General features: G+C 34.2%; 25 protein-coding genes. 20 read left to right on the forward strand and 5 right to left on the reverse strand.

Features of this window, described 5'->3' with window-relative positions; translation table 11 throughout:
- Positions 1-129 precede the first annotated feature (129 nt).
- The 16 genes from OPR28_RS00005 (at position 130) to OPR28_RS00080 (ending at position 12036) form a co-directional block, all read left to right on the forward strand.
- The gene (locus OPR28_RS00005) at positions 130-1167 is read left to right on the forward strand and encodes a S49 family peptidase (RefSeq protein ID WP_265023212.1); all 1038 of its coding nucleotides are present in this window, start codon (positions 130-132) and stop codon (positions 1165-1167) included.
- Between the two features lie 67 nt (positions 1168-1234).
- Positions 1235-1609: a head decoration protein gene (locus tag OPR28_RS00010; protein WP_265023213.1), complete on the forward strand. Its 375-nt coding sequence runs from the start codon at positions 1235-1237 to the stop codon at positions 1607-1609.
- 43 nt (positions 1610-1652) lie between these two features.
- Positions 1653-2657: a major capsid protein gene (locus tag OPR28_RS00015; RefSeq protein ID WP_265023214.1), complete on the forward strand. Its 1005-nt coding sequence runs from the start codon at positions 1653-1655 to the stop codon at positions 2655-2657.
- 109 nt (positions 2658-2766) lie between these two features.
- A complete protein-coding gene (locus tag OPR28_RS00020; RefSeq protein ID WP_265023215.1) occupies positions 2767-3072 on the forward strand; it encodes a head-tail joining protein in 306 nt (101 codons plus the stop codon).
- On the forward strand, positions 3073-3588 hold the full coding sequence (locus OPR28_RS00025) for a phage tail protein (protein WP_265023216.1): 516 nt from the start codon (positions 3073-3075) through the stop codon (positions 3586-3588).
- Positions 3585-4058, forward strand: a complete 474-nt coding sequence (locus OPR28_RS00030; RefSeq protein WP_265023217.1) for a hypothetical protein — start codon at positions 3585-3587, stop codon at positions 4056-4058. The genes OPR28_RS00025 and OPR28_RS00030 overlap by 4 nt, the downstream gene beginning before the upstream one ends.
- A complete protein-coding gene (locus tag OPR28_RS00035; RefSeq protein WP_265023218.1) occupies positions 4045-4509 on the forward strand; it encodes a phage baseplate assembly protein V in 465 nt (154 codons plus the stop codon). Before OPR28_RS00030 ends, OPR28_RS00035 begins: the two co-directional genes overlap by 14 nt.
- A gap of 3 nt (positions 4510-4512) precedes the next feature.
- Positions 4513-4767 carry a PAAR domain-containing protein gene (locus tag OPR28_RS00040; RefSeq protein WP_265023219.1) on the forward strand — a complete coding sequence of 85 codons (255 nt, stop codon included), beginning with the start codon at positions 4513-4515 and terminating at the stop codon, positions 4765-4767.
- A gap of 21 nt (positions 4768-4788) precedes the next feature.
- Positions 4789-5124, forward strand: a complete 336-nt coding sequence (locus OPR28_RS00045; RefSeq protein WP_265023220.1) for a GPW/gp25 family protein — start codon at positions 4789-4791, stop codon at positions 5122-5124.
- Positions 5125-5126: 2 nt separating this feature from the next.
- Complete coding sequence (locus OPR28_RS00050) at positions 5127-5918, forward strand: baseplate assembly protein (RefSeq protein ID WP_265023221.1); 792 nt, start codon at positions 5127-5129, stop codon at positions 5916-5918.
- Positions 5919-6204: 286 nt separating this feature from the next.
- Complete coding sequence (locus tag OPR28_RS00055) at positions 6205-7371, forward strand: phage tail protein (protein ID WP_265023222.1); 1167 nt, start codon at positions 6205-6207, stop codon at positions 7369-7371.
- 168 nt (positions 7372-7539) lie between these two features.
- Entirely contained in the window at positions 7540-8247 is a 708-nt protein-coding gene (locus OPR28_RS00060; protein WP_265023223.1) for an ankyrin repeat domain-containing protein, read from the forward strand.
- A 26-nt stretch (positions 8248-8273) separates the two neighbouring features.
- Positions 8274-8735, forward strand: a complete 462-nt coding sequence (locus OPR28_RS00065) for an ankyrin repeat domain-containing protein (RefSeq protein WP_265023224.1) — start codon at positions 8274-8276, stop codon at positions 8733-8735.
- A gap of 4 nt (positions 8736-8739) precedes the next feature.
- Positions 8740-9171, forward strand: a complete 432-nt coding sequence (locus tag OPR28_RS00070; RefSeq protein WP_265023225.1) for a DUF2924 domain-containing protein — start codon at positions 8740-8742, stop codon at positions 9169-9171.
- A gap of 9 nt (positions 9172-9180) precedes the next feature.
- Positions 9181-10656, forward strand: a complete 1476-nt coding sequence (locus OPR28_RS00075) for a recombinase family protein (protein ID WP_265023226.1) — start codon at positions 9181-9183, stop codon at positions 10654-10656.
- A 66-nt stretch (positions 10657-10722) separates the two neighbouring features.
- Complete coding sequence (locus OPR28_RS00080; RefSeq protein WP_265023227.1) at positions 10723-12036, forward strand: hypothetical protein; 1314 nt, start codon at positions 10723-10725, stop codon at positions 12034-12036.
- A 113-nt stretch (positions 12037-12149) separates the two neighbouring features.
- Here OPR28_RS00080 and OPR28_RS00085 read toward each other — a convergent pair whose 3' ends face one another.
- Complete coding sequence (locus OPR28_RS00085; RefSeq protein ID WP_265023228.1) at positions 12150-14144, reverse strand: ankyrin repeat domain-containing protein; 1995 nt, start codon at positions 14142-14144, stop codon at positions 12150-12152.
- Between the two features lie 208 nt (positions 14145-14352).
- Positions 14353-15384, reverse strand: coding sequence for a TomO hydrophobic C-terminal domain-containing protein (locus OPR28_RS00090; protein ID WP_265023229.1), 1032 nt, complete (start codon positions 15382-15384; stop codon positions 14353-14355).
- Between the two features lie 123 nt (positions 15385-15507).
- Here OPR28_RS00090 and OPR28_RS00095 point away from each other — a divergent pair, with 123 nt between their 5' ends.
- Both OPR28_RS00095 and OPR28_RS00100 read left to right on the forward strand, forming a co-directional pair.
- A complete protein-coding gene (locus tag OPR28_RS00095) occupies positions 15508-15684 on the forward strand; it encodes a hypothetical protein (protein WP_265023230.1) in 177 nt (58 codons plus the stop codon).
- Positions 15685-15941: 257 nt separating this feature from the next.
- Entirely contained in the window at positions 15942-16757 is an 816-nt protein-coding gene (locus OPR28_RS00100) for an IS110 family RNA-guided transposase (RefSeq protein WP_265023741.1), read from the forward strand.
- Between the two features lie 740 nt (positions 16758-17497).
- On the opposite strand, the gene OPR28_RS00105 is transcribed toward OPR28_RS00100, so the two are convergent.
- The 3 genes from OPR28_RS00105 to OPR28_RS00115 are packed head-to-tail and all read right to left on the reverse strand — an operon-like array spanning position 17498 to position 20622.
- Positions 17498-19399, reverse strand: coding sequence for a tetratricopeptide repeat protein (locus OPR28_RS00105; RefSeq protein ID WP_265023231.1), 1902 nt, complete (start codon positions 19397-19399; stop codon positions 17498-17500).
- A gap of 44 nt (positions 19400-19443) precedes the next feature.
- A complete protein-coding gene (locus tag OPR28_RS00110) occupies positions 19444-19956 on the reverse strand; it encodes a tetratricopeptide repeat protein (RefSeq protein WP_320157047.1) in 513 nt (170 codons plus the stop codon).
- A complete protein-coding gene (locus tag OPR28_RS00115) occupies positions 19957-20622 on the reverse strand; it encodes a tetratricopeptide repeat protein (protein WP_265023232.1) in 666 nt (221 codons plus the stop codon).
- A gap of 228 nt (positions 20623-20850) precedes the next feature.
- Here OPR28_RS00115 and OPR28_RS00120 point away from each other — a divergent pair, with 228 nt between their 5' ends.
- Together OPR28_RS00120 and OPR28_RS00125 are read left to right on the forward strand one after the other, a co-directional pair.
- Positions 20851-21111, forward strand: coding sequence for a hypothetical protein (locus OPR28_RS00120; RefSeq protein ID WP_265023233.1), 261 nt, complete (start codon positions 20851-20853; stop codon positions 21109-21111).
- A gap of 96 nt (positions 21112-21207) precedes the next feature.
- The gene (locus OPR28_RS00125) at positions 21208-22083 is read left to right on the forward strand and encodes a hypothetical protein (RefSeq protein ID WP_265023234.1); all 876 of its coding nucleotides are present in this window, start codon (positions 21208-21210) and stop codon (positions 22081-22083) included.
- The last annotated feature ends 606 nt before the right edge of the window (positions 22084-22689 follow it).

Consider the following 22689-nt stretch of genomic DNA (forward strand, 5'->3'; position numbering starts at 1 on the left):
ATCGGAAGTAGTATCAGAAATGGGTTACGATGTTGAAGAAATTGACCAAGAAATAGCAGAAGATCAAAGGCGTGCAAGCGAACTGGGCTTAAGTTTTGATTCTGAGGTTACTGCAAATCAAGAGGTGATATGAAACAACAATGGCTAAACAGATGTGTAATGGTAGAACCAAGGAGTTTTGAGTTACTGTCACTACAAACAGGAAAGCAGCCTATCTTTAAAAATATAAAACATGCAGTAAGAAATAGTGAAAGAGGAATAATACCGATACATGGCATTTTAACTAAAAAACCTGGTGCATTTGATGAAATGCACGGAATGACATCATATGAGCAAATAGAAGAACAAATTACACAAGCATTAGCAGATAGTAGCATAGAGACAATTATACTGGAAATAGATAGCCCCGGAGGAGAGGTAAACGGTATATTTGACCTAGCTGACTTTATTTATGAATCAAGAGCAAAAAAGAGGATAATAGCGATAGCAAATGATGATGCATATTCTGCTGCGTACGCTATAGCCTCTAGCGCTGAAAAGGTATTTGTGAGCAGAACCTCAGGAGTAGGAAGCATAGGGGTAATTGCAAGTCATATAGATCAAAGTGGATTTAATGAAAAATGTGGAATAAAATATACCACAGTATTTGCAGGAAGTAGAAAAAATGATTTAAATCCACATGAGCCAATGACGTCTGAAAGTCTGGAAAGCTTACAAAAAGAAGTAGACCGACTATATGAAATGTTTGTGCAGCTAATAGCGAGGAACAGAGGTCTTTCAATTGAAAAGATTCGATCAACGGAGGCAGGGCTATATTTTGGCGAGAGAGCAATAGAAATAGGTCTTGCAGATGGAATTACAATTCTTTCATCTATTAATAAAAACAGGAGTATTACTATGAATGAACAAACTACAACTGACCTAGAAACTGATAATTTAACCAAGTATCGTACTGAAGTTCTTGAATTAATACGTTTATGTAATTTATCGAAGATGCCAGAAAAGATAGGAGAATTTATTGAGCAAAGCGTAAGTGTTGAGCAAGCCAGGGAAGTTTTAATGGAACTGCTAGCAGAGCGAACGAAGAAGACAGAAATACTGAGTGCAATACCACAGAATTCAGGAGAAGATTTAATGATACAGGTAGCAAGAAGTCGTAGGAGTTAAAGTATTTTTATAACCGCCGTATATAGCATTGATAAAAGCGGCGGTAAGTAGTTAAGGAGAGAAATTTATGAGTAGTATAATCGAACAAAATAATCTAGGTGACTTATTAAAGTATGAGGCATCAAGTCTATATTCAAGAGACCAAATAACGGTAGCTAAAGGTCAAAATATCAAACTTGGTGCAGTAGTTGCCAAAAAGACGGACGATGGTTTTATTAGGGTACTTAATCCAGCTGGAACAGATGGCACACAAATAGCGATAGGTGTGATAACAAGCGATGTAAATAACAAAGATGGAGATACTAAAGCAATAATAATTACTCGTATTGCCCTTCTTGCGGATCATGCAGTTGTATGGCCAGCAAATATCACTGAAGAACAGAAAGCTGAAGCAATAAAGCAACTTGAAGGACGAGGAATCATTATCCGTAAAGCGGCCTAAAGCTATATTAAACAATAAAAAACACAAAGGGGGAAAAGAAAAAATGCAAAATCCATTTACAAATCCAGCATTTAGCATGACGGCACTAACAAATGCGATAAATATATTGCCGATAAATTATGGACGTGTTGAAAATTTAAATTTATTTCCAAGTAGGTCAGTAAGATTTAGACATATTACCATAGAAGAACACAACGGAGTTTTAAGTCTATTGCCAACACAAGTTCCAGGAGCACCAGCAACAGTAGGAAAAAGAGGAAAAAGAAAGGTAAGAACATTTACAATTCCACATATTCCACATGATTATGTAGTGTTACCAGAGGAAGTACAGGGAATAAGGGCATTTGGGTCAGAAAGCGAACTTACAGCACTGGCGAGTGTAGTAACAGATCATCTGGAATTGATGAGAAACAAGCACGCAATAACGTTAGAACATTTGCGAATGGGAGCATTGAAAGGGATTATTCTGGACGCAGATGGCAGTGAGTTATTAAATCTGTACAACGAATTTGAAATTACACCGAAAGTAGTAAATTTTGCGCTAGGAACTGCAACAACAGATGTAAAACGCAAGTGTCTGGAAGTATTGCGGCACATAGAAGATAATCTAAGTGGTGAATATATGACCGGGATTCATGCCTTGGTAAGTCCTGAGTTTTTTGATGCACTCACTTCTCATGCTAAAGTAAAAGAAGCATATGAAAGATGGCAAGAAGGAGCAGCGCTAAGGAATGATATGAGATCAGGATTTACGTTTTGTGGAATCACGTTTGAGGAATATAGAGGGCAAGCAACTGATCCTGAAGGAACCGTAAGAAGGTTTATAGAAAGAGATACAGGGCACTGTTTTCCAGTAGGAACAGCGAGCACATTTACAACATATTTTGCACCAGCAGATTTTAATGAAACGGTAAACACACTAGGACAACCGCTTTATGCAAAACAAGAGCCAAGAAGATTTGATAGAGGGACCGATTTACATACGCAGTCAAATCCTCTGCCAATGTGCCATCGTCCGGCCGTTTTAGCGAAAATAGTAACAACATAGTAGGGTCCCCACATAGAAAACTCTATTTATGACCTTAAAAATATACCATAAAAATATAAGATATGCAATATGTTTAAAATAATATGTAAAGACTTTTAGAAAAAATGGTATGCAGAAAAATATAAAGAGATTATTTAAAGATTGTTTTGCCCATTTAGGAGAGTTAGCTTTGTATGAGTCGAAAAATAAGGCGTACATGGTACAAGTATTAAAGCAAGAGCCAGATAAATTATACGAGATTGGTGAAGGGCAATTTGTAGGAGAAACTTTAGTGTTGGAAGTAAGTGCGTTTGATGTACTGCAGCCAATGGTGGGAGATATTTTTGTTATTGATGATCGTAAATATAAAGTACATTCTCCACCGCTGCAAGACAATTCAGGAATGGTATGGAAAATTCAAGCGTCGGGGGTGTGAATGCGTATCAACGTTGAGGTTAGCGGTAGCATTGAGAAGGTTATGCAAAGTATAGATGCTGAAAGGAAAAAAGTGGAAAAAGCGACGGAGAGGGCATTAAACAAAACAGCACTATGGTTAAAAGCAAAAGCAGCTAAGGAAATTAGTAAGGAAAAGAAGATAAAATTAAGTTTGATAAGAAAGAGATTAAGAATTTTTAAGGCGAAAACTAGCAGATTAGACGTGTTAATTAGAGCAAATCTCTATGACATTAGAGCATCGACAATTGGCAAAATACAAAAAACAAGAAGAGGATCGAAAGTAGGAAAGCACCAATTTATAGGAGGATTTGCGGCAGTTATGCCAAAAGGAAATAGCGGTATTTTTAAGCGTGAAGGAAGAAAAGCTTTGCCAATACAAGAGGTAAAATTAGGACTGGAGCCAAAAGCATCAAAAATAATAAAGGGGCTAGTTAATTATGAAACAGAAGGGATATTTGAGAAATATTTTGAGCGTGAATTAGAACTAAAAGTATGATTTTAACTGAGTTGCAGAAAGCAATTTGCAGGATATTGAAGAAAGAAATATCAGCAATTCAAACTTGCGAAGTATACCCGACGATAAGAAAAGAACAGTTAGCACCAGCGGTATTTGTGGAACTTAGTGGCTTTGAAAAAGGACACGATCCAGGAACAGAAGAATTAGCGCTAAGAGCAAGATTTGAAGCAAGAATTGTAGTTGATGGAACAGTCGAGGATTCCTCGGTAGTTGTGAGAGAATTAGCAGCAGAAGTAGCAAGAGTAGTAAATAAAAATACTTGGAACGTGGAAAATATTTCTCCGGCTGAATTTCTCTCTGCGGAAATTGAAGGATTTAGGCCAGAATTAGATGCATATCTCGTGTGGATGGTTGAATGGGTGCATGAGGTACATTTAGGAAAATCAATATGGTCAGGAACTGGTATCATACCACATACAATAAGTGTTGGCGAAAATGTTAGACCATAGTTTCGCGATTTCAGAATTACAGAGGAAATTGGCCAACATTGTTCGTATAGGAGTTGTAAAAGAAATAGATTATGAAAAAGCAAAAGTAAGAGTGAAAATAGGAGAATTTTTAACAGATTGGTTGCCGTGGATAACGAGTAAAGCAGGAAAAGATAGAGATTGGTCTCCACCAGATATCGATGAACAAGTTATGGTATTTTCTCCTCTTGGTGAACTATCATTAGGAGTGGTATTAGGAGGAATTTATCAGGAAAGATACCCTGCACCAGAGAATAAAAAAGAAATAAATAGTATAAAAATTCAAGATGGGACAAGATTACTATATGATAAAGAGAAGCATCATTTAGAGATTGAAGTAGTAGACAAAATAACACTGAAGGCTGGGAAATCGAGCATAGAAATGACAAAAAAGGGAATAAAACTCAAAGGAAAAAGAATCGACTTAAACTGATATATGGGTAAAGCTGTTGTTTGTGGAGGAGATTATTGCAGTGGAATACCGGTTCATATTTGTATGAGCGGGAGCGAAGATGTGTTTGTAAATAGTAGATCTGTGTGTCGTAGGGGTGATATCTTGACTATAGGGGAGACACTAACGCAAGGGTCAAACAGCGTATTTGTGAATGGTATTGGTGTAGCGAGAACAGGTGATGTGGCATCTTGTAGTTTTCAAATAGTAAGTAAAAATCAAAGTGTGTTTTCAAAATAAAAAAATTAAAATAGTCGAAAAATGAGAGGAATGGATGCTAAAACAGGAAAAACGTTAGAAGGAATAGAGCACTTAAAGCAATCGATAATTGATATACTGACCACACCGATAGGATCGCGAATTATGATGAGGGATTATGGGTCTAGGCTATTTGAATTAGTAGATAAGCCAATCAGTAGGGATTTAACACTAGAAATTTACGCAGCGACAGCAGAGGCACTGGAAAAATGGGAAAAGAGGTTTAAATTGGAAAAAGTAAAGATTGCTGAAGTTAAAGAAGGAAAAATGACTCTTGTACTCGAAGGTCTTTATCTTCCAGAAGGCAAATTCATAGGTATTAGTGGAGTAGTTGTTTAAAAATGCAGCAGCCTGAACCACTGAACTTCGAAGAGATTTTTGCTCGGATGAAAGAAGAATTAATAAGTCGAGATAAAAGTTTTACAGCACTAATTGAAAGTGACCCAGCGATGAAGGTATTAGAAGTAGCAGCATGGAGGGAATTGTTACTAAGACAAAGAATAAATGAATCAGTAAAGAGCAATTTACTAAAATTTGCAATGGGAGAAGATCTTGATAATTTAGCTGAGTTTTATGGAGCAGAGAGGCAAGATGGAGAAGAAGATGAACGCTTCAGAAAAAGAATCAAGGCAAGAATAGTTGGCTCAAGCACAGGAGGGAGTAAAGAGCATTATCGGTTTCAAGCACTCTCAGCAGATAGTAGAGTAAAGGATGCGCTGGTTGAATCAAAAGTGCCAGGAAGTGTAGAGATCTCGATTTTATCCACGGAGTTATCCACAAATGGCATAGCGTCTGAAGAACTACTTGATATTGTAAGAAAGCGAGTCACCAGGGATGATATAAGGGTGTTAACAGATACGATAACAGTAATTGGTTGCAATATTACGGAAATAGATATTCACAGCAGAATGAGCATAAGTTCTGTAATATCAAAGGAGGAAATTAAGGAACAGTTCATTAAGAAGTTTGAAGCAAGTAGAAGGCTGGGATGGAATGTTACAAGATCTTGGATAATAGCAAATTTGTTTGTAGAGGGTGTAGAAAACGTAGAATTAATCGAGCCAAGAGAGGATGTTGTGGTTCTGGGGAATGAGTGTGCAGTGCTTAGCTACGTCAAGTTAGATAGGATTTAAAACGTATTTTTTTGTTTTGTGGAATCGTACTAGTGAGGGGATTGCGTGCAATAAGTGGTTTAAGGTTTACTGGATAAAAATGACCAATGTTAGGGAGAGGAAAGTATTGATTTTCTTCCAGAAGTTGTAATTTGTTTTTTAAAGTATGGATAATATGGTCAAATATTATGGAAAGTGTTTTCGATATTAAGAACATCTTTATTTTTGATCAGTTCTGAAATGATCTCTTGCTTACTCATAAGCTACCTAAATAAAGGAAATTAAAGCAACTTGAAAGAAAAGACAAATGAAAAGTTTATTACCGCCAAACGCAACAAAGCAAGAGCAAGCACTGGTTAATGCAATAGATTATAAGGTTGATCCAAGCTGTATCAGAGGGTTTAAGTTCAGCCTGAAAGAAGAAACATTACCATGGATAATAGAAGAATATGGTTTAGAAGAGATATTGCGCTGGGTAAAAGATAAAAGAAGGGCGATAGTAGAAGGAGTAAAATTTCAAAGACTGCGAGAAACACCTGAATCACTTAAAATGGCACTAAAGTGGGCAAATATAGAAGATATTACAATCATTGAGGAGCCACCTGGAAAACATTTTTTTGAACTGCAGATAGGGATAAGGGATGTTCCAAATAACTTTTTTGTGGATGCAGTAGTAGAACTTGCAAAACTATCGTTACCAGCAAGATCGCGGCTAATGAGGATTTTTAACGATCACTACAATATTGGCAGGTTCATATTGGATGAGAGTTTTTTTGGCAGTTTGTTATCGGATTATTCAGGGGTAAAAATAGAAAAAGATGGACCAGTGTTATCGTTTGGAAGAGTAAATTTTTTCAGGTCTCATGGTCCAGTTATTAGGATTGTAGAAAACTATCTACGCGATCATTATGAACGAGCTTTAAGCAATGATATATATCGCCTAGATGTAGCAATCCTTGGAGAAACAGAGACTCACACAAGGGATTATAAAGGCATTTATGAAAGAAATCATCAGTGGTACAATTTAAAAGCACTATATCCACTACCACAGAGTTTATTACCATCGATTAAATTTGCAAAAGCGCAGATAGTATTATCAGATAGTTGGGATTTAGGAGGCATAAATACGTGCTTTCCAGTTAGTAGCGTAGAAGAAAGAGGAAATAAATTTGTATTGGGAAGCGATAAACTTTCAGGGCAATATTGGAATTTAAAACACAAGCCAATTTTAGAAAGATTTAGCGTTACTCACAACTATAAAGTAGAAAATTATACAGATCAGAAGGTCAGAAAATATGTTTTAGCAGAACACAACGTTTACTATAAAAATGACTCAGATTCAGAGCAAAAAGACTCAATACACGAGTTAGAAAAGCACATTTTAGTATTTTACCCGGGAGTACTGAAGTGGCACGAACATCGACATTTGCACAGAAGTTGGAAAAATAGTCAAGCAATATGTGTAATAAGTTAAATACTTATATTTAGATCCTCATATATTATATTAATAATAGGTTAAAATATATGAAATAAAAAGAAAAGGACTTGCTTTCTTATGCTAAAAAGGACATGACTTGAATAGCAGCAGGTAAACATAAGAAATTTATCTGGCGCTAGAAAAGCTAATTTTGTGAGGTATGAAATGAGTTTTAGCAAGAGTAAGTTTTTTAAAGAAGTATCAAGTAACAGGTTTAAAAACATTAATAAAAGAAATGAAGAAGGAGAGACGATCTTGCATCAAGCAGCAGAAATCTCCGATTGCAAAACAGTGAAGTTATTAATAACAAAAGGAGCGGACATCAATGCAAGAGATAAAAAGGGTTATACACCACTGTACTGCGCAGTATTTGCGAGAAGTTTAGAAAATGTAAAAGTGCTGATAAGGGGAGGAGGAGAAATAAATGCCACTAAATATATCAACGGATGTACGCCACTGCACTCTGCATGTAGGCTAGGGGCAGGTATTGCAATAATAAAAGAGCTAGTAAAAGCGGGAGCTGCAGTTAATCAACTGGATAAATATGGTGCAACACCAATGTATTATATATGGGAGAGTGAAAGGTATGGCCTATGGGATAATGGAGAGAATGAAAAGGCGAGGAAATTTCTGGGAAAGCAAGGTGGAATAACAAAAAGTAGAAAACTGACGTGCTATGGAATAGAGGGTCTAGTGGGAGAAATAGCAGATATGTTGGATAGGAGCTATTTACCTGAGTTAAAAATAATAGAGATAGAAGAAATAAGAAAGAGAGATAAGGGGCTAATAAGGGAAGAGTGTAAAAATTTAGCGAGCAAGATAATGAGCCAAGTGAATGAAATGATAGATGAGGTGGTGAGAAGGAAGGCTTAAAATTTAAAGAAAAGGTGAGGTAAATTATGAGTAAAAAAGAGAAAGAGAAGTCAGCAAAAGAATTATTAGAGAACTCATATAAAAATATTTATGCAAGAGACGAGAATGGAAGAACAGTTCTACATTATGCAGTAGACGCAAAAACAGTGAGGTTATTAGTTGAAAAAGGAGTAGATGTGAATGCAGCAGATGTAGGAGGACATACAGCACTGCACCTAGCAGTAACGGAGAAACGCCTAGAAACCATGAGAGAATTGATAAAATCAGGAGCGAATGTAAATGCGGAAGAATATGGAAATAAATGCACGCCGCTGCACCTTGCATGTATGGTAGGTAAAAAAGAAATAGTGGAGGAGTTAGTAAAAGCAGGGGCTGAAATAGAGCAAGAAGATAAATTTGGAATGACAGCGATGGATTATAGCAAAGAGATAACCAAGATATTGAAGAAAGAAACAGACAGAATTGAAAAGCTATTTATGAGAGGCTAAAGATATGGAGAAAGAAATAGAAAAGAAAGTGATGAATTTAGAGAGAAAACCTTTGGATGAGCTGAGAAAAATATGGAAGAAGGTATATGGAGAAGAGGCACCTAAACATTCAAAGAAATATCTGATACCGAGATTAGCTTATAGAATGCAGGAGGAAGCTTATGGAGAAATGTCAAGAAAGGGGACAAAAAGACTAGAGTATCTGGCAGATCGGCTAGAGAAGGGAAAAAGAATAAGTAGCGATAAATTACCAGTAGAAGGGACAGAATTAATACTAGAGAGAGGGGAAGAGACTCATGCAGTGATGGTAACAGATAAGGGTTTAATCTACAAAGAAGAGTTTTATACATCATTGTCAGCAGTGGCAGGAAAAATAATGGGAATGAGTTACAACGGACCTTTATTATTCGGGATGCGTGATAAAAGTGGAAATTGAGGAGAGAGAATGCTAAAAGAGGTGAGATGTGCAATATATACGAGAAAATCAAATGAAGACGGTCTAGAGCAAAAGTTTAATAGCCTTGATGCGCAACGAGTAGCATGTGAAAAATACATAAAGAGCAGAGAGGGCTGGGTAACACTGGCCAAAAGGTACGATGATGGTGGATATTCAGGAAAAAATTTAGAAAGACCAGCGATAAAGGAATTATTTGAAGATGTAAAGACAGGAGAAGTGGACTGTGTGGTAGTATATACGCTAGACAGGTTATCAAGGGAAACAAAAGACAGCATCGAAGTAACGTCATTTTTTAGAAGGCATAGAGTAAATTTTATAGCAGTAACGCAGATATTTGACAATAATACGCCAATGGGGAAGTTTGTACAAACAGTGTTATCAGGAGCAGCACAACTAGAAAGAGAAATGATAGTAGAAAGGGTAAAAAATAAAATAGCAACATCAAAAGAACAAGGTCTATGGATGGGTGGAACTTTGCCACTTGGGTATGATGTAAAAGATAAGGAATTAATAATCAATGAGAAAGAAGCAAAGACAGTGAAGCACATATTTCAAAGATATTTGGAGCTGAAGTCAATGGTAGAGTTGGCAAGAGAACTAAATAGTCAAGGTTACAGAACAAAATCAGATATCTTTAAAAAAGCGACGGTGAGAAGAATAATAACAAATCCAATATATATGGGGAAAATTAGGCATTATGAGAAAGAGTATGAAGGAAAGCATGAAGCAATAATAGAGGAAGAAAAATGGCAAAAAGCACAAGAATTAATAAGGAATCAGCCATATAGAAAAGCAAAATATGAGGAAGCGTTGCTAAAGGGAATAATTAAGTGCAAGAGCTGCGGTGTAAATATGACACTGACATATGCAAAAAAGGAGAATAAGAGATATCGATACTATGTATGTAACAATCATCTAGGAGGGAAAAATTGTGAATCGGTAAATCGAACTATAGTAGCAGGAGAAATAGAAAAAGAAGTAATGAAAAAAGCAGAGCAGCTATATGAAAAATGGGAAGAAAAAGCGGAAGAGTGGAGTTTTGGAAAGCAGAAAGAAATAGTGAAAAAGTTAATAAAGGGAGTGATGGTAATAGGAGAGGGGATAGAGGTGAATTTGGAGGATAAGGTGGAATTTATACCAATAAAAAAGAAAGGAAAGAAATGCACAGTAATAGAGCCAGAAGCAAAAACAAACAATGCGTTACTGAAAGCAGTGGTAAGAGCTCATCTGTGGAAACGGCAACTAGAAGAGGGAAAATATGGAAGTGTGAAGGAGTTAAGTGCCAAAATTAATATAGGTACAAGACGAATACAACAAATTTTAAGGCTGAATTATTTAGCACCAAAGATTAAAGAAGATATAGTAAATGGAGGGCAGCCAAGGGGTTTGAAGCTAGCTGACTTGAGGGAGATACCGATGCTGTGGAGTGAGCAATTTGAAAGATTTTATAAATTAGCGCCTTAAAAATTGTACAATTAATACTTTCCTAACATAACTGATTTATAAAGACAACAGTAGGAGTATAATAGTATGAGAATAATAAAAAACGCTAATAGAGCAGATATAACTTATGAGTTGACAAATAATGATGACAAGTTAACAAATCAAGATAAAGAAAAGCTTTTTAAGCTATTAAAAAAGATAGAAGAGGGTAAAAGTATTAGTGAAAAATTGAAGAAATCTGATTACAACACAAAAAAGATTCTGCTGACAAGAGTAGTTTACAAATATGAAGGTAGAAAAGACGTATTTACACTACTACATTATGCTAAATTTTGTAAGAACAACCAAGCTGTAAAGAATCTTTTAGAAGAAGCCAAAGAAAATAGTCTTTTTGAGGAAGTTAATGATAAGAAAATAATCTCAGAATATCTAGGGAGTAATGGAGAACCAATACGTACCCATAGTGCTGTTGAAGATGGTGTAGTAAGAGTAAAAGATCTTTATGATAAAAATAATAAGAAAGTGCTGAATCAAAATATAACAATTCAAGTTGGTGCTAATGCAGAGATATCAACCGATACCAGATCATGTGGAAGTAACGAAGAAGGCAAAAATGCTTCAACAGACAATACTATGGAAGAATCGATGGCTTGTAGTGTATCAAGGAAGGTTAAAGAAGTGATGGATAAGTGTTTTGATATAGAAGGGCAAGAGGAGATAATAAATTTTTATAAAGCTAAAGAAACTGACACTGAGTCATATAAGGATATTAATAAAGATAAAGAAGATTTTCAACTGACATTTGAAAATAATGAGAGAGCTGAAACCGAGGTTCCTCTTCCTAAAGAAAAAATGGTGTCAACACAAAGACTAATACTATTAGATCTGGTATTATTAGACGACGAACGTATAGGTAATTTTAATCCAACAACGATAGAGCGTGCTAAAGAAAAAGCGATGTCAGCAAAAAGGTTGATACCATTAGATCCAGTATTATTAGACAATGAAGATAACGAAAATTTTCACCTGACATTTGAAAACAGCAAAAAAGTCCAAAACTTCTCAATAGAAAATGCTGTGCAAGAGCGCAATATTTCTGATATCTTTCCTTTTCGAAAATGTTTTAATAGTGATGCTGCAGGCAAAGAAGAAAATCCATCAACAAAAACAATACAGCAAAAACGAGTAATCCTGGCTAGTAGTGCTGGGATAGTGTTATTGGTGGGTAGTGTTCTATCCTATATTATGAAAATACATGTAATAGCCGTAATTGGAGGGATTGTTGGATTAGCGTGTATAGGTTTCGCACTGTATAATTCGTTCAAGCTAAATACCAAACTGGAGAAAGTGGAAGATCTAGCACAGCCTGTCATTGTTCATTCTTATTTGAATACAACATAAAAATGTTATGCTTAAAAACAAATAAGCATCAGGTAAACCTTTAAATAAGATGATTTATTGAGAAAATTACTCAAAATGTTAACTTAATATTACCATGACTTTCCATTGTAAAATTATGTAACTGACCATCTTACCTTTTGTATACTTTCTTGTATAGGAGAAGATAAAGATACATCACCTAATGAGGAGTTGACGCTAAGCGTTTCAGAAGGTTGACTAAGCTTTACAGATCTGAAAAAATATCCTTGTTCTATTGCCTTATTGACTGATAACCCCCCTAGCAAGCAATTCCTTCCTAGTTCTTCTTTACAGTTCTTTAAACTTTCCAGCAGACCTTGATCTTTTATTTCTACCTTTATTTGTTCTTTATTTTGCTCATCAGGGTATAACCTAACTTCTAACTCCCCTTGGCTAGTGTAAAAAGTTAATGCTATGTCACTATCTTCTGCAAGATCTGTATAATTTCTTATTCTTCCTTGAGTTATAATTTCTACCTCACTTTTACCGATCTTGATTATATCTCTTCCCCATTCTATTTCTCCTTGAGTGAGTCCTAAATCCCTTGCTCCATCTGTAATCTTTGCAACATATATTGTGCTATCTTCCGAATATTCTAAGTAAAAAGTGGAATTATCTATCCTTGCATCATTCAATTCACCATTAGTAGCATTTTCCGCGATTGTAAAAAATTCTTTAGCATAATTAATATAATTGTTGTATGCTCTGATCATATTCGCTTTATGACCCTTAAAGCCTGACTCTATTTTATTAATGACTTCAAAACTGCTCAAATTCTTTAACTTTCCTCCTTTCGAAATTAATGCACATATTATATCACTAGCAACTTCAGGGCTTTTTTCTAGCTGTCTAATTCTTTTTATTACATGATCTGTGGAATAATTCTTTTGATCTTTAGCAAAATTCAGTCTTATTCCAGATATGATAGCTTCATTCACAACTTTTTGTAATTTAGCTAGGCTTTCAGCTTTTGATACTTGCATCAAAAACCAATCTATCTTGGCTATTTGATCAGTTGGAACAATGTCTGATAAAAGGCTATCCCATCTTTCTACTAAATTCTTCCTTATCCCTTCAAAATTATCTTGCTCACCTTTCGTTAAACTAGGTACTCCTGCACCTAAAAGCAATTTTTTTACTTTATCAAATGTATAATTTTGAATAAGTGCCGAAATACCAGAATTAACTTTAACCTTTAAAACTGTCTTGAAATCTTCGTCATCTTTATTATCCCGCAAAAAATTACTTAGATTTTGAAGTTGTTCGGGATTAGGTGAGTCCCAATCTGAATCAAGCGATTCAATATTAACCAGCTTTAATAGCTTGTTATACAACTTTTTTTGATTGTCAGTTAATAGACACTCTATAATATTATTGTTATCACTTGCGATTTGCAGGGGGGTTTTGCCATCATTATCCTTTATACTCAGATCAGCCCCATTTTTTACAAGTAAATCCATGATTTCCCTACTTTTACTAGTACAATAAGCAGCATAGTAGTGCAGTGGTGTTTTACCTTCTCTATCCTGTATATTAGGATTAGCGTGTAGACCCAATAGACAATCGACATCTTCATATCGACAATCATACAGGGCAGTATCATGCAAAGGTGTTTTACCTTTGTTATCCTTTATGTTTGGGTCAGCTCCTGCTTCCAGAAGATCATGCATATTCTCTTGTCCTACAAAGATATGTAGTAGTGTTGTTCCTAACCTGCTTCTTTTAAGGTTCAAAACAGTCTTTAGGTCTTCACTATTCTTGTTGTCTACCAAATACTGCTTAAGATTTGAAAAGTGATCATAGTCGTACTGAATTAAATCTTTTATAATACTATCTAGTAACTCTTTGTTTAACTTTTTTTGACTAGCTATTAACTCTAAGTTGGGTGTATCAATAAACCATTCGTATACTAGAGACTCTAAGTATTTTCTATCGTCTACCAAGGTATTTAAATAAGTTAAGCCTAGCTTGATGAAATTATAGTAATCATCTTGACTGTCCTGTAGTAGTAAATCAGTTGTTTTCGAAGCATGATGCTCAGAGCTTAATTCAAGTTCTGAGTTTTTCTCAACAAATTGATTAGAAACCATACTGTACCTCCTAGTCTAAATTAATACACTATGTTGAATATTTAGTATAAAGTCAAGCTAACTTAAGAATAATTCTTTCACTAAGATACTCTACATATTACATGGAGAATGTATATTTTCTTTTCTTCTACACCCCCTCCTCTTAACTTAAGCTTATGGGTCACACCTTTGAACTTGCTAAAAGCTGAACGGGTACAAATTTAAGACTCTAAACACTATTTTGAGAAACTATACATTCAGGATCTTTTAAGACTTGATCAACTTCAACATTTTTAAGTGCTGTATTTGCTTTATATGAATAGTAACATCCTGTTGCAAGGGAAATAAATGCAGCTACGGCAAGTGGTATACATATTGCTAAGTAAGGTATTGTTAAACCCGCACCAACAGCACATATTCCAGACAATATAAAAAAAGTAAATTTATAATTTAAATTTCCACGTTCTGCAAGGTGAGCCTTTTTGCTTTTGGTTGCCTGAGTTCTTTTATTTAATTCTTTCTTTGTACTAATGGGGTTCTGTTCTAACTGAGAAGTTTCGTGAATCGCATTATCGAGTTTTTTAGTGCTTAAAGGGGATTTTTCTTCTTGTTCTAACTTGTCTAATGTGCTTGTATTGTTTATTTCAACAGTGCTGCTTTCTTCTGTATTACCAAAGTCTACTAAAGTATCTGTTGAACCCTCTTCACTACCGCTATGTTGATTATGAAAGCAAATAACCTGTTGATTGTGAGATAACTTGGTATTATCCTCACTCAAATAACTTTGATCTTTAGCAGTAACAAAACTTTCCTCACCTATAGAAGAGTATTCTTCAGTATTTGGTGAAACTGAACTTCCTCTTGAAATTTTCTGAACAAAACTACCAATTTTTTCGTGTTCTTGAACACATATACCACTAGTTAATTCATTATTTAAACGATCATCATTTTCTTCTTCCCGAATAGTATTATCAAAATTACCAAAATTGTTATTATCCAATATTATTGAACTATTACGACCGACTTCAGGAGATGTAACACTATTAGTAGGAGAAATGTCCACAGTAATATTAGCCTCAGGTGTACTGGCTGAAATATTAAAATCCTTAATACTATTAGGTGTATTACTAGAATTGTGACTACTAGACGTATGATTCAACATCGTAGAGCTATTTTTACTGCTGTCCCTCTTACCTTTACCGTTTGATAAATTGGAAGGTCTTTTTTCCTGTTTTGTTTCATATAAACCACTCAGATACAAATTTTCCTTGTTGTAAACTGTAACTTGGTGTAATGTTTTCATCAATTAAAATGAACGAAGTAACTTATATAAGTAACATTATCTATTTCTCTTTGCAAGAAAAAACGACAGTAAAATCCTTGTTTGGTAGATAATCAAGTAAACCTTCGTTCTACAAGGACATCTGTATACCCTACACGAGTAAAAGATAAAAAGTACTACGACCGTCTGCAGGATAGTAGTGATGATGAAGGCCAGGGAGAAAAATCGTTAGTAAAAGCAACGCAACAAAGACAAGCAACATACTGTAATTGCGATTGAATGATGGAGAGACATACTCCATTATTTTAGCACGAAGTAACAAATTCAATGAATTGGTTCTTCAAAAATAATTTAAACTTTTACAGTAGGAGTAGTCTCATGAAATATTATAGCGGGTTAGATATCTCACTCAAAGAAACTTTTATTAGTATCATTGATGAGAAAGGAAAATTGTTAAAGAAGAAGTTGTTGCAAGTGAGAGCAGTGCAATAGCTGAGTTTCTGCTTAGTCAAAGCAGAGAATACGAATCCATAGGAATAGAAAGTGGGCAATTGTCAATATCGATGTGCAAAGAGTTAAGGAGCTTTGGATTACCAGTAATTTGTGTAGATGCGAGGCATATGGCAGCAGCATTGTCTGCGAGAATCAATAAAAACGATAAAAATGATGCAAGGGGTATAGCACAAATGATGAGAGCTGGGCTGTATAAAGAGGTATTAGTAAAATCAGATGAGTCTTGTCAAGTTAAGGTAGCGCTCGGAAGTAGAAGGCAGTTAATGTATTGCAGAGAGCAAATTATGGGAACAATAAGAGGGCTATTGAAGATATACGGAATAAAGCTTGGCAAGAAGTCAAAGATTGTAATCTTTTCTTTAAAAGTGCAAGAAGCAATAAAAGATCTAGATAAAGTCAGTAAGGATTCAATTGAAGCATTAGTTTGTAGTTTGGAAATAATAGAAGAATCAATAAAAAAGCTTGATAAAATATTATCAGAGAAAGGCAAGAAAGACAAAGATTGCAAATTATTAACTACTGTTCCAGGAGTTGGTATTATAGTAGCAATGACGTATAAGGCTACAATTGATAATCCACATAGGTTTGAAACATCTGATACAGTCGGAGCCTATATGGGATTGACGCCAAGACAGTACGCTTCTGGAGAAGTTAATCGTCATGGTAGCATATCAAAGATGGGACCGGTAGAATGTAGAAATATGTTGTATGAAGCTGCGCATACAATACTGACAGTTAGCAAGAAAAAATTCAAATTAAAAAGCTGGGGTTGCAAAAAAGAAGGGTGTAAAGAAAGCAGTAGTTGCATTAGCAAGAAAACTAGCTGTAATTATGCATAGAATGTTGGTTGATAAAACAGAATTTTATTATCAATAAACACTAAAGGAGTATAGGACAATAATTTTATTGAAAGTAAAGATAGTAATGCCGATGGAAGGGATAAGCAAGAGCTATGGTTGAAGCGTAGACTTCGTAAACAACATGTTGCCATACACTTCCGCCCTAACAAGTATAGTGCGGCTTGGCTAAAATTAAACTAGCCATATCAGACCGAGGAGAGAACCATGGAAGCATGCTATTTTTAATTTATATCAAGGATTATGGAGGAAATATGCTATTTTGATCTATGTGAAAATTATTGTTGACTTGTACGCAATTAGAGAACCCTAGCTAGTAGTGCTCAGTGATGTATATTATAAGCGACGTTGCATCATACATCATGAAAATGCATATCATAGTAGTACTTAGTGAAGTTATTGGATTAGCGTATATAGTGCTTGCACTCTACAATCTTCGCTAAGTAAGGAATTTGAGTAAGCAGAAGACATAGAACATTCCATAATTGCTTATCTTCCTTTAAATCAAAAACAATAGATATACTTTAAAAGTCATCAACTCTAATAAAGAGAATTTATTCAGCAAAGGCTTTAAATAGTTAACCTATGTTTTATCTACCTGAACCCTACTAACTTTCTCCTTGATTTAAACTTATGGTTAATAAGATGCTATTTTTCTCATTCATAGTTAGCTTTAATATGATACTGACTTATTTCCTATATAGACATTTATACGTTATTATTTAAAGCTTTAAACTTTTGATTCCATCCTCTATATTGACATCTTGTAAATTCTGATCTGGTTTTTTCAACATTTCTAACAATTTACTCGCAATATTCTTATGTTTATTAGCTATAGCAACTTGCAATAACGTATTTCCTTGATTATTACGAGCATTTGTTGCAGCTACAAACTCATCAGGTTTTACTGCTTTTAGTTTACTAATGATTTCAACATTACCTTTCTTTGCGTCTTCAAATAACTCTTCAATCAGTTTCAGCAAGTCAATAACACCCTGATCTTTGGAAAAATTAATAGGCGTCTTATCTTTCTTATTTTCAATGTTATAGGTTGCACCATTTTTTAATAAAGATTTTACGATCTCCAAGAAACCATTTTTAGCTGCAACATGTAGCGATGTGGTACCACCGGAAGTGGTTTTAGCATTAATAAAGTCATTTAATTTATCACGGCCTACATGTTGTAACAAAACTTTAATAATTTCCCTATGACCTTTGGAAGTAGCAATGTGTAATGGTGTGTTACCTTTATTAGTAACTTGAGTAGGATCAGCTCCATTTTCTAAAAGCAGTTTTACAATACTACTGTCACCATTATGAGCAGCCCAATGTAAAGGATTACTACCATCATTATCTTTAATATTAACTTTAGCTCCATTTTGAATCAAAGATTTAACCTTATTTAAGTTACCCTCTCTTGTTGCTAAGTGTAACAGCATCTGGTGTTTATTCTGAATAACCTTTTCCTTAACTAGAACTTGAGCTATATCCATATTATTCTTAGTAGCAAGAACTTCTGGATGATTTGATCCTAATACTTCCTTCTGCTTAGGATAGATCTCCTGATAAACGTTCAAAGCCTCTTGATACTTACATTGTTTGAGTAATACTTGAGCTATAAGATTTTGAGTTATCAAAGTATATAGATTACTTGGACCTAATACCTCTTTTCTCTTATAATAAACGCCCTCTAAAACGTTTAAAGCTTCTTGATCGTCACCTTTTTCACAAAGCACTCTCCCTATATTATTCTGAGTGGTTAAGGTCTCTGGATGATCTTTTCCTAATATTTTTTTTCTCTTTTCAAAAACATCTTTAAAAATTTTTAAAGCTTCTTGATGTTTTTTTTGTCTAGACAATACCGCAGCCATATTATGTTGAAGAGTTAAGATGTTTGGGTGATCTGTCTCTAATATTTCTTTCTCCCTATTGAAAACTTCCTGATAAATGTTAACAGAGCTCTCATATCTACCTTGCCTATCTAACGTTCTAGCTATATTGGACTGAGTAGCTAATGTATTGGGATGATTTGGTCCAAATGTTTCTTTTTGTTTTTGAAATGTATTATTGAACATGCTTAAAGCCTCCTGATATCTACCAAGCTCTAGCAAGGTTAGAGCCATATTATTCTGAAGAGCTAAGGTGTTGAGGTGATCAGAGCCTAATATTTCTTTACTCTCCTGATGCACTTGTTGATAAATTTCCATAGCCTCTTGATACCTACCACTTGTACTTAACACAACAGCCACTTTACCATAAGCAGATAGAGTATTTAAATGTTTTAACCCTATTGCTTTTTTTAATAAGCCTACAGCTTGTCTTCCAAAGGAAATAGCCTCTTCGTATTTCACATCATCCTTTAGTCTATCAATAATTTGACTGGGTAGCCAACTAAACTCCTTTAGCAATGCTTGATTTGTACTTACATTCTTCCACAAACAGATAAGTTTATCTACAACATCGCTCGAACTTCTAGTAATATCATGTAATTTAGCCATCTCTATAATACTCTTAGTAGCTAAGGTACTTGGGTGATCAGACCCTAATATTTCTCTCTGTTTATGATAGGCAGTATTAGAGATATCTAGACTATCTTGATCTTTACCTTTTATCAGAAGTACCATTGCTATTTCACTACTTACTTTTAAAGCCTCTGGATGGTCTTGTCCTAAAGACTTATTAAATTTTTAAGGGTTTCTTGAAGAACTTTTAGGCACTCATCATATTTATTTTGTCTAAAAAGTACTTGTGCTATCTGACTTGAGGTTATTAAGGTAGTAAGATGATCTGAACCAAACACTCTTCTTCTCTTGTCAAAAACTTCATTAAGAACATCCAAAGATTTTTGATATTTACCTAGCTCTAGCAGCATTGTTCCCATGTTGTGTTGAGTAGTGAGGGTACTTGGATCATTTGGACCTAGTATTTCTTTCTGTTTTTTATAAACTTCTTTCAAGATATCTAAAGCATCATTGTACTTACTTTCTTGTTTAGCAAGAATGACTGACATGTCTCCTTGAGTAAGCAAAGTATATGGGTGTTTTATTCCTAATATTTCCTTTCTCTTTTCAAAAACATCCTTATAGACAAGAAGAGCTTCTTTATTTCTTCCTAAATTAGAAAGGGCGAATGCAATATTGTGTCGGATAGCTAAAATATATTTATCGTCGGGTTTTTCTATCTACTTAAGTTTTTTATATACTTCTTGGAAGATATCAAGAGATTCCTGATATTTACCACAATTTGATAGCATTAAAGCCATATTATTTCTCATCTTTAAGGTATCGATATGATCTACCCCTAGAGAATATTTAAGTAAATCGCATTGTCTTTTTGCAAATAGATAGGATTCTCTATGTCTGCCAACATTATCTAGAGTACTCACTATAGTATTTGGTAAATCACTAAATTCTTGAACTAATTCTCCTCGATATTCACTCACATGATCCCAGGTAGATATAGCATGATCCAGGTTACTTGAGTTTATACTATCCTTACACAACAACATTAGAGCTTTTTTCAATACCTCTCCTTCTTTTTTCTGTTTTTCTAGGCTTTTTCTTATTATTTTTTGAACTAAGCTGTTAACATTCAGTGAAGTTTCCTTTCCACTTGAATTAACTACTGAATACTCCTTTAATAATTTGATAGCAGCTCCTAATTTTCTTTCATTAGATACTAAACTTAAAAACATCTCTGTATGTATATTTTTAGGCGCAAGATAAGATATGACATTTAGAATCTCTAAAGCTTTATTACCATACTCCTTTGTGCTTATTATGTCCAATGCTTGCTTGATTCCTTCTTCCGTTATATTAGAATTAGATTGTTGTAAAGTTTGAAACATATGAAACCCCAATTGCAGTAAATATCACGATTAACATGTATGTTAGCTTATATATCTCAAATCTTTTTTCATGCAACAAAAATTTTTTTTAAGATTTGGAAAAATAGTATCACTGTTTTGCATAGAGTAATAACAAAAATGTACTTCTCCTCACTTTTAAGTGGTTTATTGTTAATCAAAAAATGGTAAATATGATCCATAAGAAGTTATAGGATAGAGATATATACTATGCAAAGATTGAATTTTAGCAAAAATCAGAGACCTTGTATAAGGTTTAGAGCACAAGCTTGGAGTTTATTAATCTTATCATTTTCGATACTAATTGGTAGTATCTCATATGCTGATAGAACAATAGTATCTTCATGTGATGAAATACCTTCGGGTTATAAGGGCAAAATTTTTAAAATTAAGACTGATTATCCTGCTGAACCAAGTAATAAAGAAAGGCCGTGGGAATACATATCATTTAAAGATGAACCACAGGAATAAGCCTATACAATCTTAAAGTATATATATGATGGGAATATCGATTGTGATTTTGATTTACATTGTAATAAGATTGCTAATTGGCATCATGCACCATGGATGCATTATGGAGTAAATGGTAGAGAATTTATTAATGGTTTAACGAGAGAAAGATCCTTTAAGCCCGGTGAATTACATAGCAATCAAAAATCCATGATACAAAATTGGGCAATTTCTATTATTAATGAGCAAGGAGCATATACATATGGACAGGTATGGAAAGATATAAACAATCCTGATATTACCAAAGGGAAATTCTTAGATGGTACAGTAAGCACAAAATTAGTATTTACAGAAACAACGGATGAGAATATTCCAACTCTTAAAAATAGCATTACTTGGGCCGGGTATATTAATCAATCTGAAAAAGGAACTCCAAAAGTATTTAAGGAACTGAGGTTATTTCAAATTGATTTTTTAGTTAAAGATAAGAGGTCAGAAGAAACAGGATGGGTTGCAGGTACGTTTATTTATGATTATAAGATGAACAATAAGAATCCATGGTTTAATATGAAATTATTAGGAGTTGCATGGGGTAATGATTCTAATTATTTTACATCAGATTACATAATTGGGAAAAGGTTATTGGAGTGTTGGATAAATCCTGATGTAATAAAAGGTTCTTTAGGATATTTAGGTAGGCTTAATGGTCCAATAGATAATAAAAAATCTTCGTGTTTGTCATGCCATAGTACAGCACAGTATCCAGAAAAATCTACATCAGTACCACACGAACAAGCAACAGAAGCAGAAATAAAGTACTGGTTTAGAAATATAAAGGAAGAATCATTTGATGAAGGAGCATTTAATTTTGATTATTTCAAGCAGTTAAGCCATGGGATTAGAAACTACTATAGTGCTAAAGAAGAGAATGATTCAATTGGATGTAATAATTTTAACTATAAAGATATCGCTAAAATTCGAATCAACCAATAGGGTATGAGTCTTATGCTTATTTGTATAGTCTTTTAAAGATATGAGGTAGATGGAAAACACAAGAATAGAATATCTTCTGTGAATAAAATAAGTTGAGAAGAAATACCTGATTTTAGAGTCATAAAAGATTTAATTGTTTACTCTTTTCAAAATTGTAAAAATAGTACGTATATTTATGAGAGCTTTTTACGTAAAAGGGGTGTTTCAAAAATAAAAAAGCAAAATTGTTCCAACAAAGTTAGGCAAATTAGTTCATATATAAATGTGACCAAAGTAGGCTAAAGTAGCTGCTTTTACGATATAGCAAAATTACTATATAGAAAAGTTCGAACGGTACGTGTGGTAGACCATGCCATCCCAAGAAAAACACTTCTCACCGCCCTTGGTTTTGAGTGGTAGAAATGGTTATATTATTTAATTCATTAGCAATATATAATATTAAATTAATAGTAATTCATTTGACAATAAGTATTAAGATAAACTTATAAAAAACAGAATTTAAAATAAACAAAACGTCATGTATCTCTCATATTAAGAGGCTTTTGTTGAGAGTTATTCAAGTCTAAAAAAAATTTTCAAATTGAGGATTGACAAAACCTAAAAACG

The sequence above is a fragment of the Wolbachia endosymbiont (group A) of Epistrophe grossularia genome, from assembly GCF_947251435.1.
In the GTDB taxonomy this organism is placed as follows: domain Bacteria; phylum Pseudomonadota; class Alphaproteobacteria; order Rickettsiales; family Anaplasmataceae; genus Wolbachia; species Wolbachia pipientis.